Here is an 18099-nt window from a genome sequence, read left to right on the forward strand (position 1 = left end):
CTCTAATATCCATATTTGTCTTTCCAACGTTGTTTTAAAAACTCCCGTTGGGCATTTTCCCTAGCGTTCTTTCCTGGTTCGTACAATCTAGTGTTTTGTATTTGTTCAGGGAGAAATTCTTGGTTGGCAAAATTATTATCGTAGTTGTGGGCGTATTTGTAATTATCGCCATAGCCCAGTTCTTTCATGAGTTTGGTTGGTGCATTTCTAATCTCCAACGGAACACTTAAATCCCCAGTCTCCTTTACCAATTGTTGCGCCTTGCCTATAGCTTGATAAGCAGCATTACTCTTTGGAGAGCAAGCTAGGTAAGTAGCGCATTGACTTAGTATTATTCTAGATTCTGGATAACCAATGGTTGAGACAGCCTGAAAGGTGCTATTTGCAATAACCAATGCTGTTGGATTGGCATTGCCTATATCCTCACTTGCCAATATTAGTAAACGCCGTGCAATAAATTTCACATCTTCACCACCTTCAATCATTCTGGCTAACCAATATACCGCTGCATTGGGATCGCTGCCTCTAATGGATTTAATAAATGCTGAAATAATATCATAATGTTGCTCGCCAGTTTTGTCATATCGTACCGTATTATTCTGAACTTTTTGTAGCACAATAGCATCGGTAATCTCTATGTTATTGGTCGTAAACGAACTCACAATAAGCTCAAAAATATTCAGTAGCTTCCTGGCATCACCTCCCGAAAGTCTTAAAAGCGCATTGGTTTCCTTAAGTGTAATGTTTTTCTTGGATATAAATTCATCTTGTTCAATGGCACGTTTTAAAAGTACTTCTAAATCGGTTTTATCAAAGGCATTTAGTATATATACCTGGCAACGCGATAAAAGCGCAGGGATGACTTCAAAACTCGGGTTTTCGGTGGTGGCACCAATAAGTGTAATCCAGCCTTTTTCAACAGCTTGTAATAAGGAGTCTTGTTGAGATTTACTAAACCTATGAATTTCGTCAATAAATAAAATGGGATTTTTAGTGGTGAACAAACCCCCACTTTGTTTGGCCTTGTCAATGACATCACGTATATCCTTAACTCCAGAATTTATGGCGCTTAGGGTGTAAAATGGCCGTCCAGATTCGTTTGCTATGATGTTTGCAAGTGTTGTTTTTCCTATGCCTGGTGGCCCCCAAAAAATCATGGATGGAATTAATCCTTGATGTATTTGTTGCGTTAAACTGCCATTTGGGCCAACTAAATGGGCTTGGCTAACATAATCTGTCAAGGTCTTTGGTCGTAAACGTTCTGCTAAAGGTTCGTTGGCATTCATAAATGTAAAATTAAAACAATTCCTTTGTAAAAAGGAATCTTATTTTGTACTAATTATTGCGATTGAACAACAGAATTGATTTCTGCCAATTTAGCATTAAAGTCAAAATTGGTTAACTATTTGTTATATTAGGTATTATGAAAGTACAAAGCCAATTTAAATTTTCAACAGGTGTTATTGCCTATCCTGTTTTCTTTGTGCTTATCATATGGTTAGTATTTTGGTTCGAGGTTCGTTTTGGATTTAATTTTAGCAAATATGGAATTTATCCCCAAACTTTAAAAGGATTACGAGGTGTGTTACTTAGTCCGTTTATACATGGTAACATTCAACACCTTTACCATAACACTATTCCATTGTTTGTCTTGTCGGCTGCTATGTTTTATTTCTACAGGGCAATCACTTGGAAAGTAATATTATGGGGTATATTGTTTTCTGGACTATTAACATGGTACATTGGACGGCCATCTTACCATATAGGTGCTAGCGGGTTAATATATGTTTTAATCAGTTTTACGTTTTTTAAGGGGATTTTTGCAAAACACTTTAGGTTAATAGCATTATCTCTATTAATTGTTTTTTTATACGGAAGTATGATTTGGTATACCCTGCCCATTGAGGAAGGCATTTCTTGGGAAGGTCACTTGTCTGGGTTAATAGTTGGGTTGGCTTTTGCTTTGTTTTTTAGAAAAGAAATTGCAAAGCCTAAAAAATATATATGGGAACAAGAAAGTTACAATGAAGATGAGGATCCTTTTTTAAGGCATTTTGATGCAGAAGGCAACTTTATTGAAAACTTAGGACCTGAGTCTGACAACAATCAACCCAAAATAAATTATACCTATAAGGAGAAAAAAGAATAACTTTCAATCGTCAATAGACAGTCTCTGCCTAACTGCCTCATATAAAAAAGCGCCACATGCTACAGAAACATTTAAGGATTCTATTTCGCCCAACAGTGGCAGTTTCGCTTTTGCATCAGCTACTTTTAAAATAGATGGGTTTATGCCTTTACCTTCAGAACCCATGATGATGGCACATGGTTCATTAAAAGAAATATCATAAAGTGTATTGTTGGTTTTTTCTGTAGCGGCGATCACTTTTATACCAGAAGATTGCATGTAAAATACGGCATCCTTAATGTGGTCTACTTTACAGATAGGTACTTTAAACACTGCTCCAGCACTGGTTTTAATCGTATCGCCGTTAACGGGAGCGCCTCCCTTTTTTTGTATGATAATGCCATCTACACCCGTGCATTCGGCAGTTCGAATAATGGCGCCAAAATTACGTACATCACTTAATTGGTCTAAAAGTAAAAAGAGTGGGATTTTTCCAGATTCAATAACATTTAAAACCAAATCTTCCAAATCGTGAAAAGCAATAGGGGATATTTGGGCGACCACCCCTTGATGGTTCTTTTTGGTCAATCGATTAAGCTTCTCGGCTGGGACATAAGACGAATTAATGGCCTGTTTTCTCAAAAGAGCCTCCAATTCACCAAATAGCTCGCCTCTTAAGCCTTTTTGTAAAAATACCTTGTCTATACTCTCACCAGCATTAATAGCTTCTATAACCGCTCGTATACCGAATATTTGCGTTTGGTTTTGCATGGGGTAAAGGTATAAAATTAAAAGTCCTATTTTAAATTTAAAATAGGACTTTTATATATTAATACATTATCGAAAAAATGATGTATATAATTTAAGTTTTATTTAAGGTAATGTAAAAGTATGACTAGTACCAGGTCCGTAGCCTCCGTCTGAAGAAAATACAACAGAACCATCATAAGTAAGGCTAAATGGTCCTGCTCCATCACCATATTGGTCATAAATTTCAAAAGTATAGGAGCCATTAGCTAAACACATAGGTTTTGTTATTCCTCCGGATAAACCAGCATAGGCACCGTACGCTAAGTTAGCACTTGCAAACAATGTATTCCCACTACTATCTAATAATCTCCAGAAAATTTCTTCTGGCCAGGGGTCAAAAGTAATATCTAATATAAGCTCTGGGTTAGGACATACTTGTTTTAAATTCAAACTTATTGAACCACTAACAAATACATTATTATCATTTGATGAAAAACCAATAGCTAAAATGTCATCACCACTAGGATCAATATATTCTCCAATAACCGCAATATTAAAAACACCTATATTTGAATTAGCAGGTACAGTAACTGAGTTAGGTACTGAATATGCAGAAGCATCAGCAGTTGTTAAGTCAGAGTCCACAACAAGGTTAAAAGTTCGGTCACTTGTTGTTTTATTGGAAGTAGCAATTTTTATTTCTTGTTCCGCTGTTCCAGTTGGATCAACACCTAGTATAAAACCTGATTCAAAGCCCACGTAATCAATTTCTAAAACCTTAGGAGTAATTTCATTTTCTTCGCAATTGGTAAATACAACAAAGACGAGCATTATTGTAAATAAGGATAATATTTTTTTCATAATATTAGTTTTTTGAGTTAATCTTTTATTTTATAATAATTTTTTGTTTTTGAGTATATAACCCATTAGAAATATTTAAAACATATATACCTGGATTATAATTCATTACATTAATGGTGTAATTATTTTGATTTTCTTTTAAGCCTATAACCTTCGAAAAAACTTTTCTACCTTGAATATCATTTAATTCGATTTTGCTGTTAGCACTCAATTTGGAAGAAAAGTTTATATGTAATCTATCTTTAACTGGGTTTGGCCATATGGAAACATTGGCTATTGATTTATTGGAGGTACTTAAAGTAAGGTTAGTTCCCGTTAAAATCAAGGAAAAGGCTTGCTGTCCATCAGTTAGTGTACCTTTGTGCGTTACTGTTAAAGTATAATTTCCAGCACTTCCAGAAGTAATATCAATGACTTCTATATTATCAACATCATTGTCGCCTTTTATGGCATTGGCAGTAACATCTGTTTTGTCTAATTTCCAAGGGGTGTAAACTGTAGTGCTAGGATCGGTAATTCTTAAATCCAAATCATTTACTAATCGCGGTGTCATTGAATTACCAGGACTACTGGAAACTGATCCCGGTGGATCCGTCCAACAAATGGTTGCTTTTATCGAACCCGGGGAACTAACACTAAAATTGTAAGTGTAGGTTCCACCATTGTTTAAGCTTAATTCATTAATAGCAGCTAAACCATTAGAGTTATTGGTAATTATATTAGCAGCAGCTTCAACGTTCAAAACACCCCAACCCAACCAAGGGTCTGGTCCTGGTTTTAAATTATCATCTATAGCGGTGTGGCATACAAGACCCTTTAATGACGCAGCACGCATAAAACTAGAATTAAGATTGTTATAATGCTGTTGTAATAAAATTAATGAACCAGCTACATTAGGCGAAGCCATTGATGTTCCACTTGTGGTGAAATAATCATTATCTGCATCTACACCAGATGAATATACAGATTCACCTCTACCAGTTATGTCTGGTTTTATTCTAAAATCGTCTGTTGGTCCTTGACTACTAAAATTACTTCTTTGGAAAAAACTAATTTCTCCCGATCCATTTACAAAAATATTGGCACTGGCCACTACCAAATTGTTTTTGGCAGTTTTGTTACCATACAATTTGTCATACCCTGTGCCTAAGCCTCCAGTATAAGAATCTTCACCATCATTTCCAGCAGAGTTAACGGCTAGGTAATAAGGAACCGTATAGGCAACATCATCCCAAGTGTTAGCATCAGAATTATAAGCACCTATATTGGAGCTTGAAACCTGCAAATTAGGGGTTGGTATAGCATCATCAAAAATGGATACACCATAAGAATGATTTGAAACTAGCAACCCGTTTTGAGCTTCATCCAATGCTTCATCATCATCTAAATCCCAATCAAAGGATCTTAACAATGCTTTAGGGGCCATGCCTTTAGCATTTGTGACAGTACCATTGGCTATAAGTGTACCGGCAACATGTGTTGCATGATTACTGGCAGGTCGAGTCGTTCCTGCTAGTTCTGGAAAAGTAACCCTAGATTCGGGCATGGGTTGATCATCCAAAAATTCTTGATGCGTGGCTCTAACATCTTCTTCATCCCATACCGCAATAATCATATTTTCACCATTCAAATCAAGCCCCAAACTACCACCGGACCATAGTCTGGCTGCTTTGGTTGCCTTGGCACTTGTTAAATTATGAGTGGTGAAATATATGGGTTTGCCATTCACTATATCATGAATTTCATAGGTTTTGCCATTCTTACTAAATCTTTTTTTAAGTCCTTTATTTTCAAGGTATTTATTTATTCTTTCCTTTCTTTCAAGATTTTCTTTTTGTAACTTATGCTTTAACCGTTCAATTTTGGTCATATCATAGCTATCAGATATTTTTTTTCTTTCTGCCTCAGTCTGGGCATAAGAAATTATATTAGATAGAATAAGTAATAAAAAAAAGAATACTCTAATTGTCATTTCCAGATTTAGTGTAAAAGATAGAGATAATTAATTCAAATGATAAATGGTAAAAAACCATTTATCATTTGAATCCTATAATGAAAATTTATTCATTATTAATGCTGTCATCAATATTTGGATTGGCATCAATCTCTTTTTCAGGTATTTTGAGCCACCATAATGGGCTGTCTGCAGGTACAGTAAGTACAACCCTGTGCACATCGTCCCTTACAATAGGTTTTTTGTATCTTTTTAAATCAAACCATTCAACACCATTTTCACCGTACAATTCTTTACGTCTTTCCAGTAAAATTTCATCTAATAAGGCTTGCCCTGTATTTGAAGACTTTACAGCATTAGGATCTCTGTCTTTTTGTAATGCGTAGAGTAAATCATGTGCGGCACTTTCATTATTTAAATGGTATTGTGCTTCAGCATCTATAAGGACCATTTCAGATTTTCTCAGTATGGCAAAATCTTCTTCTAATGTAAATGAGAATTTCGTGGTAATGAATTCTCTGTAAGGAGTAGAAGAGCCATATAAGTCGAAAAATAAATTTCTTTCATCTGTATCAGAGAAGGTATTCACAAAGTTTTTGTTAATATACGTGGCCTTATAAAAAGCAGGTGCTGAGATATGATCTGTAAAATTGGCAGGTGCACCATAGTAGTATGTCGATTCTACTTGGTCTTGGTACATGGCCCAAATCCATTCTGGATCACTCATATCTAGAAATCCTGTTCCATAACTCGTTGATGGTACAGCAGCAGCGGCATCACCGCCATAAGCTTCTCTAGCTGAGGATGACGCTAAAGCCCAATCGTCTTGTGTTACTAATAAGACACGGGCTAAAATACCTTGGGCCACTGCTTTATTGATATAGCTTTTCCCAAGTCTATTGGCAGATAAATCGGCAATAGCAGCTTTTAAATCTGAGATAATTAGGCTATAAACTTCACTTGTAGCACTTGTTGGATTACCTTCGGATTCCCCTGTTGCGGGCTCAGTATATATAGGTAATCTGGATATACTAGAGTTGGTAGTGTAGTTAGGAGTAAAATCTAATGCTAACTGAAAGTAATAAAACGCCCTAAGCGTTTTGCCTACTGCAATATATTCTTTTTTAGCAGCATCATCTAGCGTGGTACTATTGGTAACGCCTTGAATTAAGGTGTTGGCCTGATTAATAATTTCATAGCTAAAATCCCAATTAAAAACAGTACGCCTATAGTTTGGCTCTCTATTTTCATGACTATAATCGAATAGGTACCAGCTAGGTGCTTGAATTAAATCATTCCCTTTAATGGTCCTTGCAAAATAAATAGATTGAAGCCCAGCTGAATCAACTAGGTTATATTGACTTCTAAAATTCCTGAGAATACCAGTAATAAACGCTTCCACGGTAGAATTGTTGGAAAACACTACATCAGAAGTCACACCATCGGTGTTTTTTGGTTCATCTAAAAATTCTTTTGAGCAGCCCACTATTGTTAAAAAGGCAAACGATAAAAGAATGGTATATCTTTTTAAGTTAATAATTTTTTTCATTTTCATAATTTTTTAAAATTCTACAATCACACCTGAAGTAATGGTTTTAGATAAAGGCGATCTGTTATTTGTTAAACCATTAAAAGATTGCTCTGGATCTATACCTTTATGGGATTGCCATGTTAGCATATTATCGGCTTGTAAGAATAAGCGTAATCTGCTAACGCCAAATCTATTTAATGTTGATTCTGGAAAATTATATCCAAAGGTTAAACTTTTTAAGCGCACATAATCGTTATCGACTAGGAAACGACTAGACCTTCCAGCATGATCATTATTGCTGGCTAGTAGTAATGGTACATCTGTAATGTCTCCAGGGTTTTGCCATCTGTTAAAGTTATCTGGATGAATTGGGTTTCCAGGATTTTCAAACTGATTCATCAAACCAGAGTAATCGGTGTCCAATAACTGCGCTCCAAAACTAAAATTGGCTAGAATGTTCAAATCAAATTGTTTATACCTTAAGTAAGTAGTTAACCCCCCAAAAACATCTGGAATAGAACTTCCTTGTTGGTATCTCGTTGCTTCGTTATAGTTTTTGGTCGTAACCTTGTCAATAACATTACCTTCGGCATCTTCTATATCCAAAAACCACATGCCTCTACCGTCGGCAGGATCAACTCCAGCCCAATCACGAATGTAGAAATCGTAAATGGAGTTACCAACTTTCCATAATTTGGAACCGTTAATAAACTCATCTTGAGTAAGTTCAGTAATCTCATTTTCAATAAGGGAAAAGTTAAGTCCGGCAGTCCAAGTAAAATCATCAGTATTTAAAATATTTGACTTTAAAGACGCTTCCCAGCCAAAGTTCTTAATAGATCCAACATTAGTAGTAATTTCACTTACACCTGTAGAAGAAGGCAATGGTTTATCATATATTAAATCTATCGATTCTTTGTTAAAATATTCAACAGTTCCAGATAGAGCACCATTAAATAATTCGAAATCTAATCCAACATTTGTTGATGCTGTTTTTTCCCAAGTAATAAATGGATCGGCTACCCCAGATAATAGTACACCTGTATTACCTTCATTATTCCAGCCAAGGTTAAACCCAGATTGGTAAGGGAAATAAACTTGATTGCCCAAAGCATCTAGTACTTGATTGTTTCCTAACTCACCATAAGAACCTTTAAGTTTTAAATACGTTAAGATATTGCTATTATTTAAGAACGACTCTCCTGAAACGACCCAACTGGCACCAGCTGCAAAAAAGTTACCCCATCTCACATCTGAACCAAATCTTGAAGAACCATCCCTACGACCCGAGAATTCAGCATAATATTTTTTGTTATAGTTATAGGATACTCTGGCTAAATAACTATTTAGGCGTTCGGCATTTAGGTTACCTCCAACATCTTCAGGAACAGTTCTTCCGTCTAAAACTTCAACTCCAGCTAGATACCCAGTTCCTTGCGCATTTAAGTAATCGTAATTAAATGTATAGGCTTCTGTTATTAAATCGAGACCAAGGTTGTGATTTCCAAAATCTTTATTGTAATTAAGGCTTTGAATAGCATTTACAGTAGTAGTGATATCTCTTTGTTGAGAAATTCTACCCCCAATACCTGCAGCAAAACCAACGAGGTCATCATTGAAACTAAACAAATCGAACAAGTATTGTTCGTAACTAAAGTTAGTTTTAAAAGTCAAACCTTCAAATAATTTAACTTCCGCATAGGCATTCCCAAGAAAATTACTTCTTTTTCTTTTTTCTTCACCTAACATAATTGTGGCTAGAACATTTTCTCCACCAAAAGTAGACCTTACGCTATTTACGGGTTGCCCTACTATATAGCCATCACCTATATCATAAATTAAATTGCCTCCGGAATCTCTTATTAAGGCACCGTTAGCATCCCTAACATAAATTGGATAAATTCCAGCTACACCATAAATATATGAGATAACTTGTTGTACACTTCCACTGGTTTGATCTGGATTACCTGAATTAGATCTTGAAAAACTAGTTCTTAAACCAGCCTTTAGCCAATTAGTAACTTGTGATTCTAAGTTTAATCGGGCAGAAACCCTTTCAAAATTTGATCTAATTACAGGACCTTGATCTTTTAAGTAGTCAATTGACATGAAATAAGTTGACTTGTCATCACCACCAGAAAGGCTTACATTATGGTTAACGCGCAAGGCATCATCGTTTAATAAAACATCTTCCCAGTCTGTTTCCCATAATAAGTTTGCTCCAGCTACCAAATTACCATTAACATCAATAGGGTTAGAAACACTATATGGATTATAACCAACGTAATCAATTAATTGATTGGTTGCATTTTGGGCTGCATCAGTAGGGGACTGATTATTTACATATTGATTGGTATTTTTCAACGCTTCCCAATTCAATTTTAAATAATCTTCTGATTTAACCAAATCGTGCAAGCCTATAGTAGGATTAGATATACCAATTTGTGACCTAAAGGTTAATTTAGGAGCAGTATTCTTTGTCCCCTTTTTAGTGGTAATTAAAATAACACCGTTAGCACCTCTAGAACCATATAAAGCAGTAGAAGATGCATCTTTTAAGACCGATATAGATTCTATTTGATCTTGACTTATGGTATTTAGGTTACCATTAAAAGGAGCACCATCGACTACAATCAAAGGGTCTTGAGAGGCATTTAAACTACCAAAACCTCTTATTCTTATTTCTGGATTATTTCCAGGTTGCCCTCCTTGTGTCAATAAATTAACACCTGGAACGGCTCCTTGAATTGCCCTTAGAGGAGAGGTAACTTGTTGGGTTTCAATAACGGCATCAGAGATTACACCCACAGAACCAACAATAGATTGTTTTGTTTGTGTACCATAAGCAACCACTACCACCTCATCAAGAGCCGATACATCCTCTTGCATGGTTACATTGATTGTATTGGAAGCTCCAACGGTTACTTCTTGATTTGTATACCCAACAAAGCTAAATACAAGCACTTGACCTGCGCTAGCAGTAATTGAATACTTACCATCAAAATCTGTTGATACTCCTGTTGAAGTTCCTTTCAATAAGACAGTAGTTCCTGGCAAAGGGAGTCCACTTTCATCGGAGACTACACCGGTTATTGTCTTTTCCTGTGCAAATGTAAATTGCACCACAAACGCTAGGAATAGCGTTAACATTCCACTCAATTTTCTTTTCATGTTATAATTATTAGAATTAGTCAAGTTCAAAAATCATGATAAATTTTTTAAAAAACAAAGAAAGATAACTGAAAAGTATGTTTTGGTTAAATAATTAACATTTTAAGATTAAACTATTTTTAAATTGTTTAGATTTTTAATTGTTAATGTAGATGAAGGTCTATTTTCTTAACTTTTTTTAGGATTACCTTTTAATGGCAATTTCCTATATTAAATTCTAATTCAATAGGATTTTGAGGTGTTAAGTCTTTATTATTGAAAGCAGGATATTCTTTGCTATACTTAAAAACTCTAAATACAGCATTATCTAGTGCCATGTCTCCCTGTGATAAAATACCTGAACCAGAGTCTGGGTTTATGTACTCCCATATTACATTTTTATTTTCATCAATTTCAAAAAAGCGTCCTTTGGTGCCTTCACAAATCAATGTGTTTCCATTTGGTAGTCTTTGTGCACTTGAAATTATTTCTGAAAAAAACATATCAGCTTTATATTCCCATTCGGCTACTTGAGGAGCAAAAGCTTCACCAGGGTTAATAATGTAATCTCCAGTACTTGTTTTTGGAGGGGAAATTATGTTTACAGTTGAAAAGTCTCCAATACGTTCAAGGCCATTATTGAATATAAGAATTTTGCCTCCGTCCGGGTAGGAATCTGGAATCCAATGTGGGTAATGCTGTCCCCATAAGGTTCTGTCCTCTTCTGAACCAAGGTTATATGATATTGGGTTCCCCCAGCGATACAAAATATCTCCGCCTTTATTTTTGTTTCCACCAGCATGTGATGCAGCTTGTTCGGTTGTGGTAGAATGGTCGATAATGAATATTTCACTGGTTCCTTGAAAACTAATAATTATTTCATCTAAAGTTGAATTATATTGTATGGAGTTAGCGTGTAACCAATCTGCTTTATCTGCCGATCTACCCACAAAGTTTATGTTCAATAATTGAGGATTGTCTTCAATAACTCCATAATTATCCTTGGTCATGTCAAAATCCTGAATGAGATGGTCCCATATATTCCATTCCCAAACAATATTTATTTGGTCATTACCAATCATTTCCACTTCAACAATTTGTTCGTTATATAATTCACCATCAATCATTGTATCTGGGTCTCTACCCGCAGAAATGGCTTCATCATAAGTTTTTCTGGTTGCAATTAATAAAAGTAAATTGCCATTAGGTAAGGGAATGGCATCATGATGGTGACTAAATTGTTCCGATGAATAAATGTAACTCCAAATTAAGTTTCCATCCCAATCGAATAGCTCTATCACACCACCAATACCACCAATTTTAATATTTTGATTTAAAATTTCTCCAGCTCTCAGCAAATTTCCATTTTCTAATAGATTCACCGATTTACCAGATTTATATTCACTAGACCATTTATTTATTACTTCTCCACAATTGTTTATAAGATATGTTTCTGTAGACTTAGAGGGCGTAAATAAAGAAAATCCATCAAAAACACCTTTTTTATTCAACAAAACACCTAATGAATTTTCTTTAGGAATTTCAATATCGACAACAGGTGGTTCTAGATCGGGATTGTCTATGATTGTATTGTTTTCGCTACTGCAAGAAAGTAGAATAATTGCAGAAACAATGATTATAATAGTATTTTTCTTTGTTAACATTGCAATGTTTTGTAATATCAAAAAGCCACCCAAATATTGGATGGCTTTTGAGTTTAACAAATCTAATAATTAAGGTTCATCTTCTAAATGACCTGTTCTCTTGTAGCCATAATATTCCCAAATTTGACCGGGAATATCTGAAAATTCGGCTTTAAAATAGATGCTGTCTACAACCGTTCCACTAGGTGCTGTTGCACCATTCTTTATAATTACGCCTTCTGTAATATTTACTGTAACATCGTAATATATCTCTTCTAAGTTGTTTCCACCAAATGTCTTGGCTTGAAGGTTTACCGGAACTTTGGCCTTTAACCCCCAACCATGCTCTAGGTCGTCTAACCACATCACAGTAGGACTGTTAGCAGCAGTATTATAAGTACTAATTATATTATGATCCCAGTGACTACCATCTCTTTCAATTTCAACAACCCAATCTCCTGCAACTTCAACAAGTGCAGTTTCTCCTGGATCCAATTCCCCTCCTTCATCACAAGATACAACTAATGCACATGTGAATAAAATTAAAACTAGAGAATTAACTATATTATATTTAAATTTCTTCATGTCTATATTAATATTGTTAAGTTAATCAGTAATTTTTGTGAATGTAACATCAAATCCAAATGGAGCATAATTGTCTAATTGTCCAAACCATTTCATAACTGTTGTTGAACCACTAGTATCTGCTGATCCATTTTGTATTGATACAGGTCCAAAACCTCCCATTCCAAGTTGCACATGAGTTACTACGCCATTAGTTACAGCTATAACTCCGGGGAATGAATATGCTGGGCCATATCCAAGACCTTGATGATAATAACCAGCAAGCATATCAGATATATTATAATCACCATCATTTCTGGTAGAAACTAAAACCAATCCACCAAAACCTCTGTTATCACGAATACCGTTATAGATTCCTGCTATGTCGTCACCAGTTTCATATACATAAACCGTACGAACTGCTGCAGCTTCAAAACCATCTTCATTGAAAGCTGAATAGCTAATCGTATAAATTCCGGGTGTATTGGTGTCTAAATTTGAATTAGTTGAAAACTCTATAGGTGAACCCCCTACCGTGGCGTTGGCACCAGGATCATTGAAAGGAGTTCCAGCTACATGAAAAATAGTAGCGTCACCATTGATTGTTAGTTCAGGAAATACGGTAACTCTCGAAACGTTTCCTGTAGATTCTGTATCGCAGCCAATAAAAACACTGGTAACGATGGTCATTAATAAAATTATTGCTTTTTTCATAATCTTAAATTTTTTATTGATTCCACCAAATCGGTGTTTTTATGTCTAATAAAGTAGGAGCATTTCCATTTCTTTGAAGTTCTGTATTTGGATATTCAATTCGTTGGGGAAATACACCACCAGTTGAACCTTCTAATGAGTAAGCAAATTCACCAGGAATATAGCCAGCATCACTTTGTGCAACATTTGAAGTTTTAGGGTAACCAGTTCTTAACCACTCAAAATAGGACTCAAAACCGTTTCCAGGGAAGCTGGCAGCCCATTTTTGTACAATGATAGCCTCTAATTGTTCTGCTGTGGTTCCCCCTGAAGGGTACTCATATACACCACTGGCAGCCACATGTGCTGAACCATCAAGACTCCACTTACTAAAGTTTTCAATAACGGCTGCATCGTATAAAGCTTTAGCGCCTGTACCATTGTTGTATCTTAACGCTGCTTCTGCTTGAAGAAATAAACTTTCTTCATGGCTTATAAAGTATAAGGGTGTTGTGGCACTTAAATTAACAACCGATATAGAAGCTGGAGCAACATCAGTATTGTTGAAGTCGCCTTGATCTAAAGGGTTTCCTGGGCCGTAATATTTAGATAGACGTGCATCACTGTTACTTTCAAAAAATGAATACATGGTGGTGCTTGCTCTAAGGTTTGTTTGCACATTTAATTGTCTTCTGTCCGACTCATACAAAGGATTACTTTGATTGGCCTGATCTTTAAATTGTGTTATAGCCGCATCTTCATCCAAAAACTGTGCATTTGAACTGAGCATACTTGAAATCCCAGATTGTGCAACACTTGGTCTTGCTTCAGTTTGTCTCATAAAGATTTTTAATTTCATAGTATTGGCAAATTTAACCCATGCGCTCATATCGCCTCCAAAAACCAAATCGTCAATTCCCGGTGCATTACCCTGTGAAGCCGATAAATTTTTTCCAAGGGCTTCATCTAAGTCTGCAATCATTTGATCATATACAGAATCGCCAGGGTCAAATACCGGTTGGAAAATTTCAGGGTCATTTGCCTCGCTATAGGGAATGTCACCATAAAAATCTGTTAATAATTGCGATGCGCAAGTTTCCATTACCGTTGCAATTAAAAAATAATTCCAATTCTCTTGGTTCTCAGCATTTCTTTTTACATTTCTAATGTCTAAAAGAGCATCATACATATCTAACCAAGCACCTGTTTGAATAGTACTTGTTGTATTCAAATCATAACTATCAATAACTCGGTATTGATTAGCAGCATTACTCTGTGTCCAATGTTGGGACCAAAATCCACCTATTATGGCATAGGTAGCTCCTTGTGCAGCTGCAATACCTGTAATACCTGTAGGTAAGTTAACCGATAACGCTAATTGATCTGGTGATAAGAAATCAGGGTCTCGGTTAATATCTAATTGATCGTCACACGAGAAGATCAATGTAAATCCGATTAATAATACTATTATTTTTTTCATAATCTATTTTTTAAAATGTCATTTTAAGTGAAAATCCATAGGTTCTTTGTGCAGGGTTTGCAGCAAACTCGCCAAATTCAGTTACTAAGTCAGCACCACCAAAAGAAGTGACTTCTGGATCAACATATGGGTTTTCATCGGGAGTCCACATAAAAAGGTTTCTGCCATATAAACTCACAGTTAAATCGCTAATCCCTGTATTTTCAATCCAATTTGAAGGGAAAGAATACGACAAAGAGGCATCTCTTAAACGAACAAATGTTTTATCTATAATATGATTTGTGGCTTCTGTACTAGGGTTATTTGAAGCATTGTAGTATCCCCCTACATCCTCGAAGCCAACAGGGGTAGTGTTTTCTGAATATGTACCATCACCGTTATCCACAACTGAATTTGGAATGATAAATGGTAAGCGATCATTATAGGTCGTTGCTGGGGAATTTCCAGTAAAACCTAACAATCTTGAAGTATAACTGTACATCTCACCACCTTCTTTCCAATCAAAAGCAAATGATAACCTGAAATTTTTATATTTAAAGGTGTTTTGTAGCCCCATCACAAAATCGCGTTGCGAGTCACCTAATGTAACTTCTTCATCTGTGGTTTCGGGATATCCATCGTCCCCAACTATAATTTGGCCAGTATCATTAGTTTTGGGGCCTAGGGCCTGAAATACACCCAATGGTTGACCTTTAATAGCATAAAAGCTAACACTATAAGCACTATTAAGCAAAAGTTTTTCAGATCCTTCTGGTAATCTGGTTACCTCATTTTTATTTTTAGTAAATGTATAATCGATATTCCAACTAAAATCATCGGTTCTTACAGGAACTAAACCTACAGCTAATTCCACTCCTTTGTTTTCTACGTCCATATAATTTCCAAAAATCTCCCTATAACCTGTGGTAGGAGGTAATTGTAACTGCGTGATGACACCGTCTGTTTTCTTATTGTAATAAGCAGCATCAATAGTAACACGTCTATTGAATAGGGCTACTTCGGCACCAACTTCATATTCATCGGTAAATTCAGGCTTAATACCAGCATTTCCTAAGGTTCTACCAATTTCGAAGGAGTTAACACCGCCAAAGGGGTAAAGAATTTTTCCAAAATACCCGTCATTCTCACCTTGAGCAGCTTCACTTTGGGTTAAATATACAGCTGCACTATTGGCCAATTGAGAATATCCTCCTCTAAGTTTTACAAAATGTTGACCATTATCTACAACAATAGCACTCATGTTAGCAGATGGGTAGAAGAATGAATTATTTCCAATACCTAAAGTAGATGCCCACTCATTCCTACCGGTAAGATTTAAGTAAATCCTGTCTTTATAATTAAGGGTTAAGGATCCAAAAAGTGAGTAATTTTTAAGCTGAGAATCATTTTGTTCTGTTATTGGAGTTACAGCAGAATTTGAAATTTCATAAAAATTAGGCACATCTAAATTAGTGACTGTTACATCTAAAGAAGAGAACTGAGAATTTCGTAATTCACCACCCAAATTTGCTTCTAAACCAAAATCATCAGATAATTCTGTATTATAATCAAAATATAGTAATGCTTCATATTGCCTCCTTTGACTCATAAGTTCTGTAACACCACCAACTATTGGGTTTTGGCCAAGAGCATCATTAGCTGAGCCTGGAGTGAAATTAACTACAGCTCCATGACTGTGAACCCCATTATTAACAATGTTGGTACCTAACTGAAATGTTCCTATTAAATTGGATAAGATGTCATATTGGAAATTGATATTGCCGTAAAGGTTCTCACGTCTTACATTTGTTGCGTTTTCATTCAAAACCCAATAGGGGTTTCTTGCATAAGGAGTATAGAACCAATCGTTTCCATAAAATGGATTGCCTAAATAATCCTTCATGTCAATAATACTTACATCGGTAGGAACCTGCAATAACTCTTGTACTAAAGTAGCCCCTTGGCCTGCATCATCTCCTTGTCCTGTATTAATTGCATTTTGGCGTGTTTGGGCATAATTGGCGGCTATTCTAACCCTAAATCTATCACGGGAGAGTCCTGCATTAACAGAAAGGGTATTTTTTTTCAAAGCATCTGCATCTGTTGGGAAAACACCATCAGTATCCAATCTGGAAAATGTAAGAGAGAAATCTGAATTATCAGAGCCTCCGCTTAACCTAATGGTATTGGCATAGGTGTTTCCAATATCAAAGAAATCTAACATTTGGTCCTCAAGTGCTACATAAGGCTTTATTAATTGGCTGTTATTTACAATTTGCCCCCATGTTCTTATTTCCCCATTAAATTCAGGACCCCAAGAACCATTCTCGTTAGAAGCACCTAAAGTTCCTGCTGGTGTGAAGGAATATCCTAGACCATCCCATCCTTGACCAAATTGATATTGTAAGTGAGGAACTCTGGAAACTTCTAAAAAGTCAATAGAGCTTTTAATCTCGACTGTTAACTTTTGATCAGCTTTACCTTTTTTGGTAGTAATTATAATTGCTCCATTTGCTGCTCTAGATCCATATAACGCAGTTGCTGCACCACCTTTAAGGATATTGATGCTTTCTATAGAGTTTGGGTCAATATCGTTAATGTTACTACCACCATCAAAAGATCTGTTTACATCTGTTGTTCGCCCAGAAACACTTCCTGTATTAACCGAACTAGAAATTGGTGTGCCATCAACAACATATAAAGGACCATTGCCATTTAATGAAGTGTATCCCCTTAGTATAACTCTGGGGGAAGCTCCTGGTTGATTGGGTGCTGTAATATCTACACCAGCAACTTTACCCGATAAACTTTCTAGAGGGTTCACTGTAGTAACTTCTGTTAGCTGTTCATCATCAATAGCTGTAGCAGCATACCCAAGGGATCTTTTTTGTCTTTTAATACCTAAAGCAGTTACCACTACTTCTTCTAATACTGCAGCATCTTCTTGCATGGTAACATTAATGGTACTAGACGAGCCTATAGTGATTTCTTTAGTAGTATATCCTACAAAGCTATAAACTAAAACATCTCCAGTGTTTGCTTTAATTGAATAATTACCATCGAAATCGGTAGAGGTACCAGTGGAAGTACCTTTAATTAAGACAGTTGTTCCCGGTAGCGGTAATCCGCTATTATCTGAAACAGTACCGGTAATTGTCTTTTCTTGTGCAATAGCAAACTGCACAACTAGCGCAAGGAAAAGCGCTAGCATTCCGCTAAACTTTGTTTTCATTTCTTAATTATTTGAATTAGTCAATGCCAAAAGTCTTAATAAAAAGTTAATAAAACAACAAATTTGAGTTAAAAATTAATGTTTCACTTATTTCGAAATACATTTTTCTTAAAAAATCAATTCTTTTTTATAGA

At 35.7% G+C, this 18099-nt stretch carries 12 protein-coding genes; 1 reads left to right on the top strand and 11 read right to left on the bottom strand.

All coding sequences use genetic code 11. The features are described from left to right. Window positions 1-2: 2 nt before the first annotated feature. The gene (locus MR053_RS06415) at window positions 3-1286 is read right to left on the bottom strand and encodes a replication-associated recombination protein A (RefSeq protein WP_242131611.1); all 1284 of its coding nucleotides are present in this window, start codon (window positions 1284-1286) and stop codon (window positions 3-5) included. Window positions 1287-1423: 137 nt separating this feature from the next. Here MR053_RS06415 and MR053_RS06420 point away from each other — a divergent pair, with 137 nt between their 5' ends. Beyond that, a complete protein-coding gene (locus MR053_RS06420; protein ID WP_242131612.1) occupies window positions 1424-2149 on the top strand; it encodes a rhomboid family intramembrane serine protease in 726 nt (241 codons plus the stop codon). Between the two features lie 3 nt (window positions 2150-2152). Here the strand turns inward: MR053_RS06420 and rlmB are convergent, their stop codons facing one another. The 10 genes from rlmB to MR053_RS06470 all read right to left on the bottom strand — a co-directional run bounded on the left by rlmB (window position 2153) and on the right by MR053_RS06470 (window position 17965). Next, a complete protein-coding gene (gene rlmB / locus MR053_RS06425; RefSeq protein ID WP_242131613.1) occupies window positions 2153-2899 on the bottom strand; it encodes a 23S rRNA (guanosine(2251)-2'-O)-methyltransferase RlmB in 747 nt (248 codons plus the stop codon). Between the two features lie 102 nt (window positions 2900-3001). Beyond that, window positions 3002-3739 (bottom strand): hypothetical protein, encoded by a 738-nt coding sequence (locus MR053_RS06430; protein ID WP_242131615.1) that lies wholly within the window; start codon window positions 3737-3739, stop codon window positions 3002-3004. A 25-nt stretch (window positions 3740-3764) separates the two neighbouring features. Then, complete coding sequence (locus MR053_RS06435; RefSeq protein WP_242131616.1) at window positions 3765-5711, bottom strand: S8 family serine peptidase; 1947 nt, start codon at window positions 5709-5711, stop codon at window positions 3765-3767. An 88-nt stretch (window positions 5712-5799) separates the two neighbouring features. After that, complete coding sequence (locus MR053_RS06440; RefSeq protein WP_242131617.1) at window positions 5800-7242, bottom strand: RagB/SusD family nutrient uptake outer membrane protein; 1443 nt, start codon at window positions 7240-7242, stop codon at window positions 5800-5802. 12 nt (window positions 7243-7254) lie between these two features. Further along, complete coding sequence (locus MR053_RS06445; RefSeq protein ID WP_242131618.1) at window positions 7255-10395, bottom strand: SusC/RagA family TonB-linked outer membrane protein; 3141 nt, start codon at window positions 10393-10395, stop codon at window positions 7255-7257. A 191-nt stretch (window positions 10396-10586) separates the two neighbouring features. Next, complete coding sequence (locus tag MR053_RS06450; RefSeq protein WP_242131619.1) at window positions 10587-12038, bottom strand: aryl-sulfate sulfotransferase; 1452 nt, start codon at window positions 12036-12038, stop codon at window positions 10587-10589. Between the two features lie 69 nt (window positions 12039-12107). Beyond that, a complete protein-coding gene (locus MR053_RS06455) occupies window positions 12108-12602 on the bottom strand; it encodes a lipid-binding protein (protein WP_242131620.1) in 495 nt (164 codons plus the stop codon). A gap of 21 nt (window positions 12603-12623) precedes the next feature. After that, window positions 12624-13295, bottom strand: coding sequence for an immunoglobulin-like domain-containing protein (locus MR053_RS06460; RefSeq protein WP_242131621.1), 672 nt, complete (start codon window positions 13293-13295; stop codon window positions 12624-12626). A gap of 13 nt (window positions 13296-13308) precedes the next feature. Next, entirely contained in the window at window positions 13309-14754 is a 1446-nt protein-coding gene (locus tag MR053_RS06465; protein WP_242131622.1) for a SusD/RagB family nutrient-binding outer membrane lipoprotein, read from the bottom strand. A 10-nt stretch (window positions 14755-14764) separates the two neighbouring features. Further along, window positions 14765-17965, bottom strand: a complete 3201-nt coding sequence (locus tag MR053_RS06470; RefSeq protein WP_242131623.1) for a SusC/RagA family TonB-linked outer membrane protein — start codon at window positions 17963-17965, stop codon at window positions 14765-14767. Window positions 17966-18099: the final 134 nt, after the last annotated feature.

The organism is Aestuariivivens marinum, assembly GCF_022662175.1.
GTDB classification, from domain to species: Bacteria; Bacteroidota; Bacteroidia; order Flavobacteriales; family Flavobacteriaceae; genus Aestuariivivens; species Aestuariivivens marinum.

What these genes read in the sequence shown, in the direction of transcription:
- MR053_RS06450 (WP_242131619.1), bottom strand. Translation starts at nt 12,038, where the DNA reads ATGTTAACAAAGAAAAATACTATTATAATCATTGTTTCTGCAATTATT.
- MR053_RS06460 (WP_242131621.1), bottom strand. Translation starts at nt 13,295, where the DNA reads ATGAAAAAAGCAATAATTTTATTAATGACCATCGTTACCAGTGTTTTT.
- MR053_RS06435 (WP_242131616.1), bottom strand. Translation starts at nt 5,711, where the DNA reads ATGACAATTAGAGTATTCTTTTTTTTATTACTTATTCTATCTAATATA.
- MR053_RS06470 (WP_242131623.1), bottom strand. Translation starts at nt 17,965, where the DNA reads ATGAAAACAAAGTTTAGCGGAATGCTAGCGCTTTTCCTTGCGCTAGTT.
- MR053_RS06465 (WP_242131622.1), bottom strand. Translation starts at nt 14,754, where the DNA reads ATGAAAAAAATAATAGTATTATTAATCGGATTTACATTGATCTTCTCG.
- MR053_RS06430 (WP_242131615.1), bottom strand. Translation starts at nt 3,739, where the DNA reads ATGAAAAAAATATTATCCTTATTTACAATAATGCTCGTCTTTGTTGTA.
- MR053_RS06445 (WP_242131618.1), bottom strand. Translation starts at nt 10,395, where the DNA reads ATGAAAAGAAAATTGAGTGGAATGTTAACGCTATTCCTAGCGTTTGTG.
- MR053_RS06455 (WP_242131620.1), bottom strand. Translation starts at nt 12,602, where the DNA reads ATGAAGAAATTTAAATATAATATAGTTAATTCTCTAGTTTTAATTTTA.
- rlmB (WP_242131613.1), bottom strand. Translation starts at nt 2,899, where the DNA reads ATGCAAAACCAAACGCAAATATTCGGTATACGAGCGGTTATAGAAGCT.
- MR053_RS06415 (WP_242131611.1), bottom strand. Translation starts at nt 1,286, where the DNA reads ATGAATGCCAACGAACCTTTAGCAGAACGTTTACGACCAAAGACCTTG.
- MR053_RS06420 (WP_242131612.1), top strand. Translation starts at nt 1,424, where the DNA reads ATGAAAGTACAAAGCCAATTTAAATTTTCAACAGGTGTTATTGCCTAT.
- MR053_RS06440 (WP_242131617.1), bottom strand. Translation starts at nt 7,242, where the DNA reads ATGAAAAAAATTATTAACTTAAAAAGATATACCATTCTTTTATCGTTT.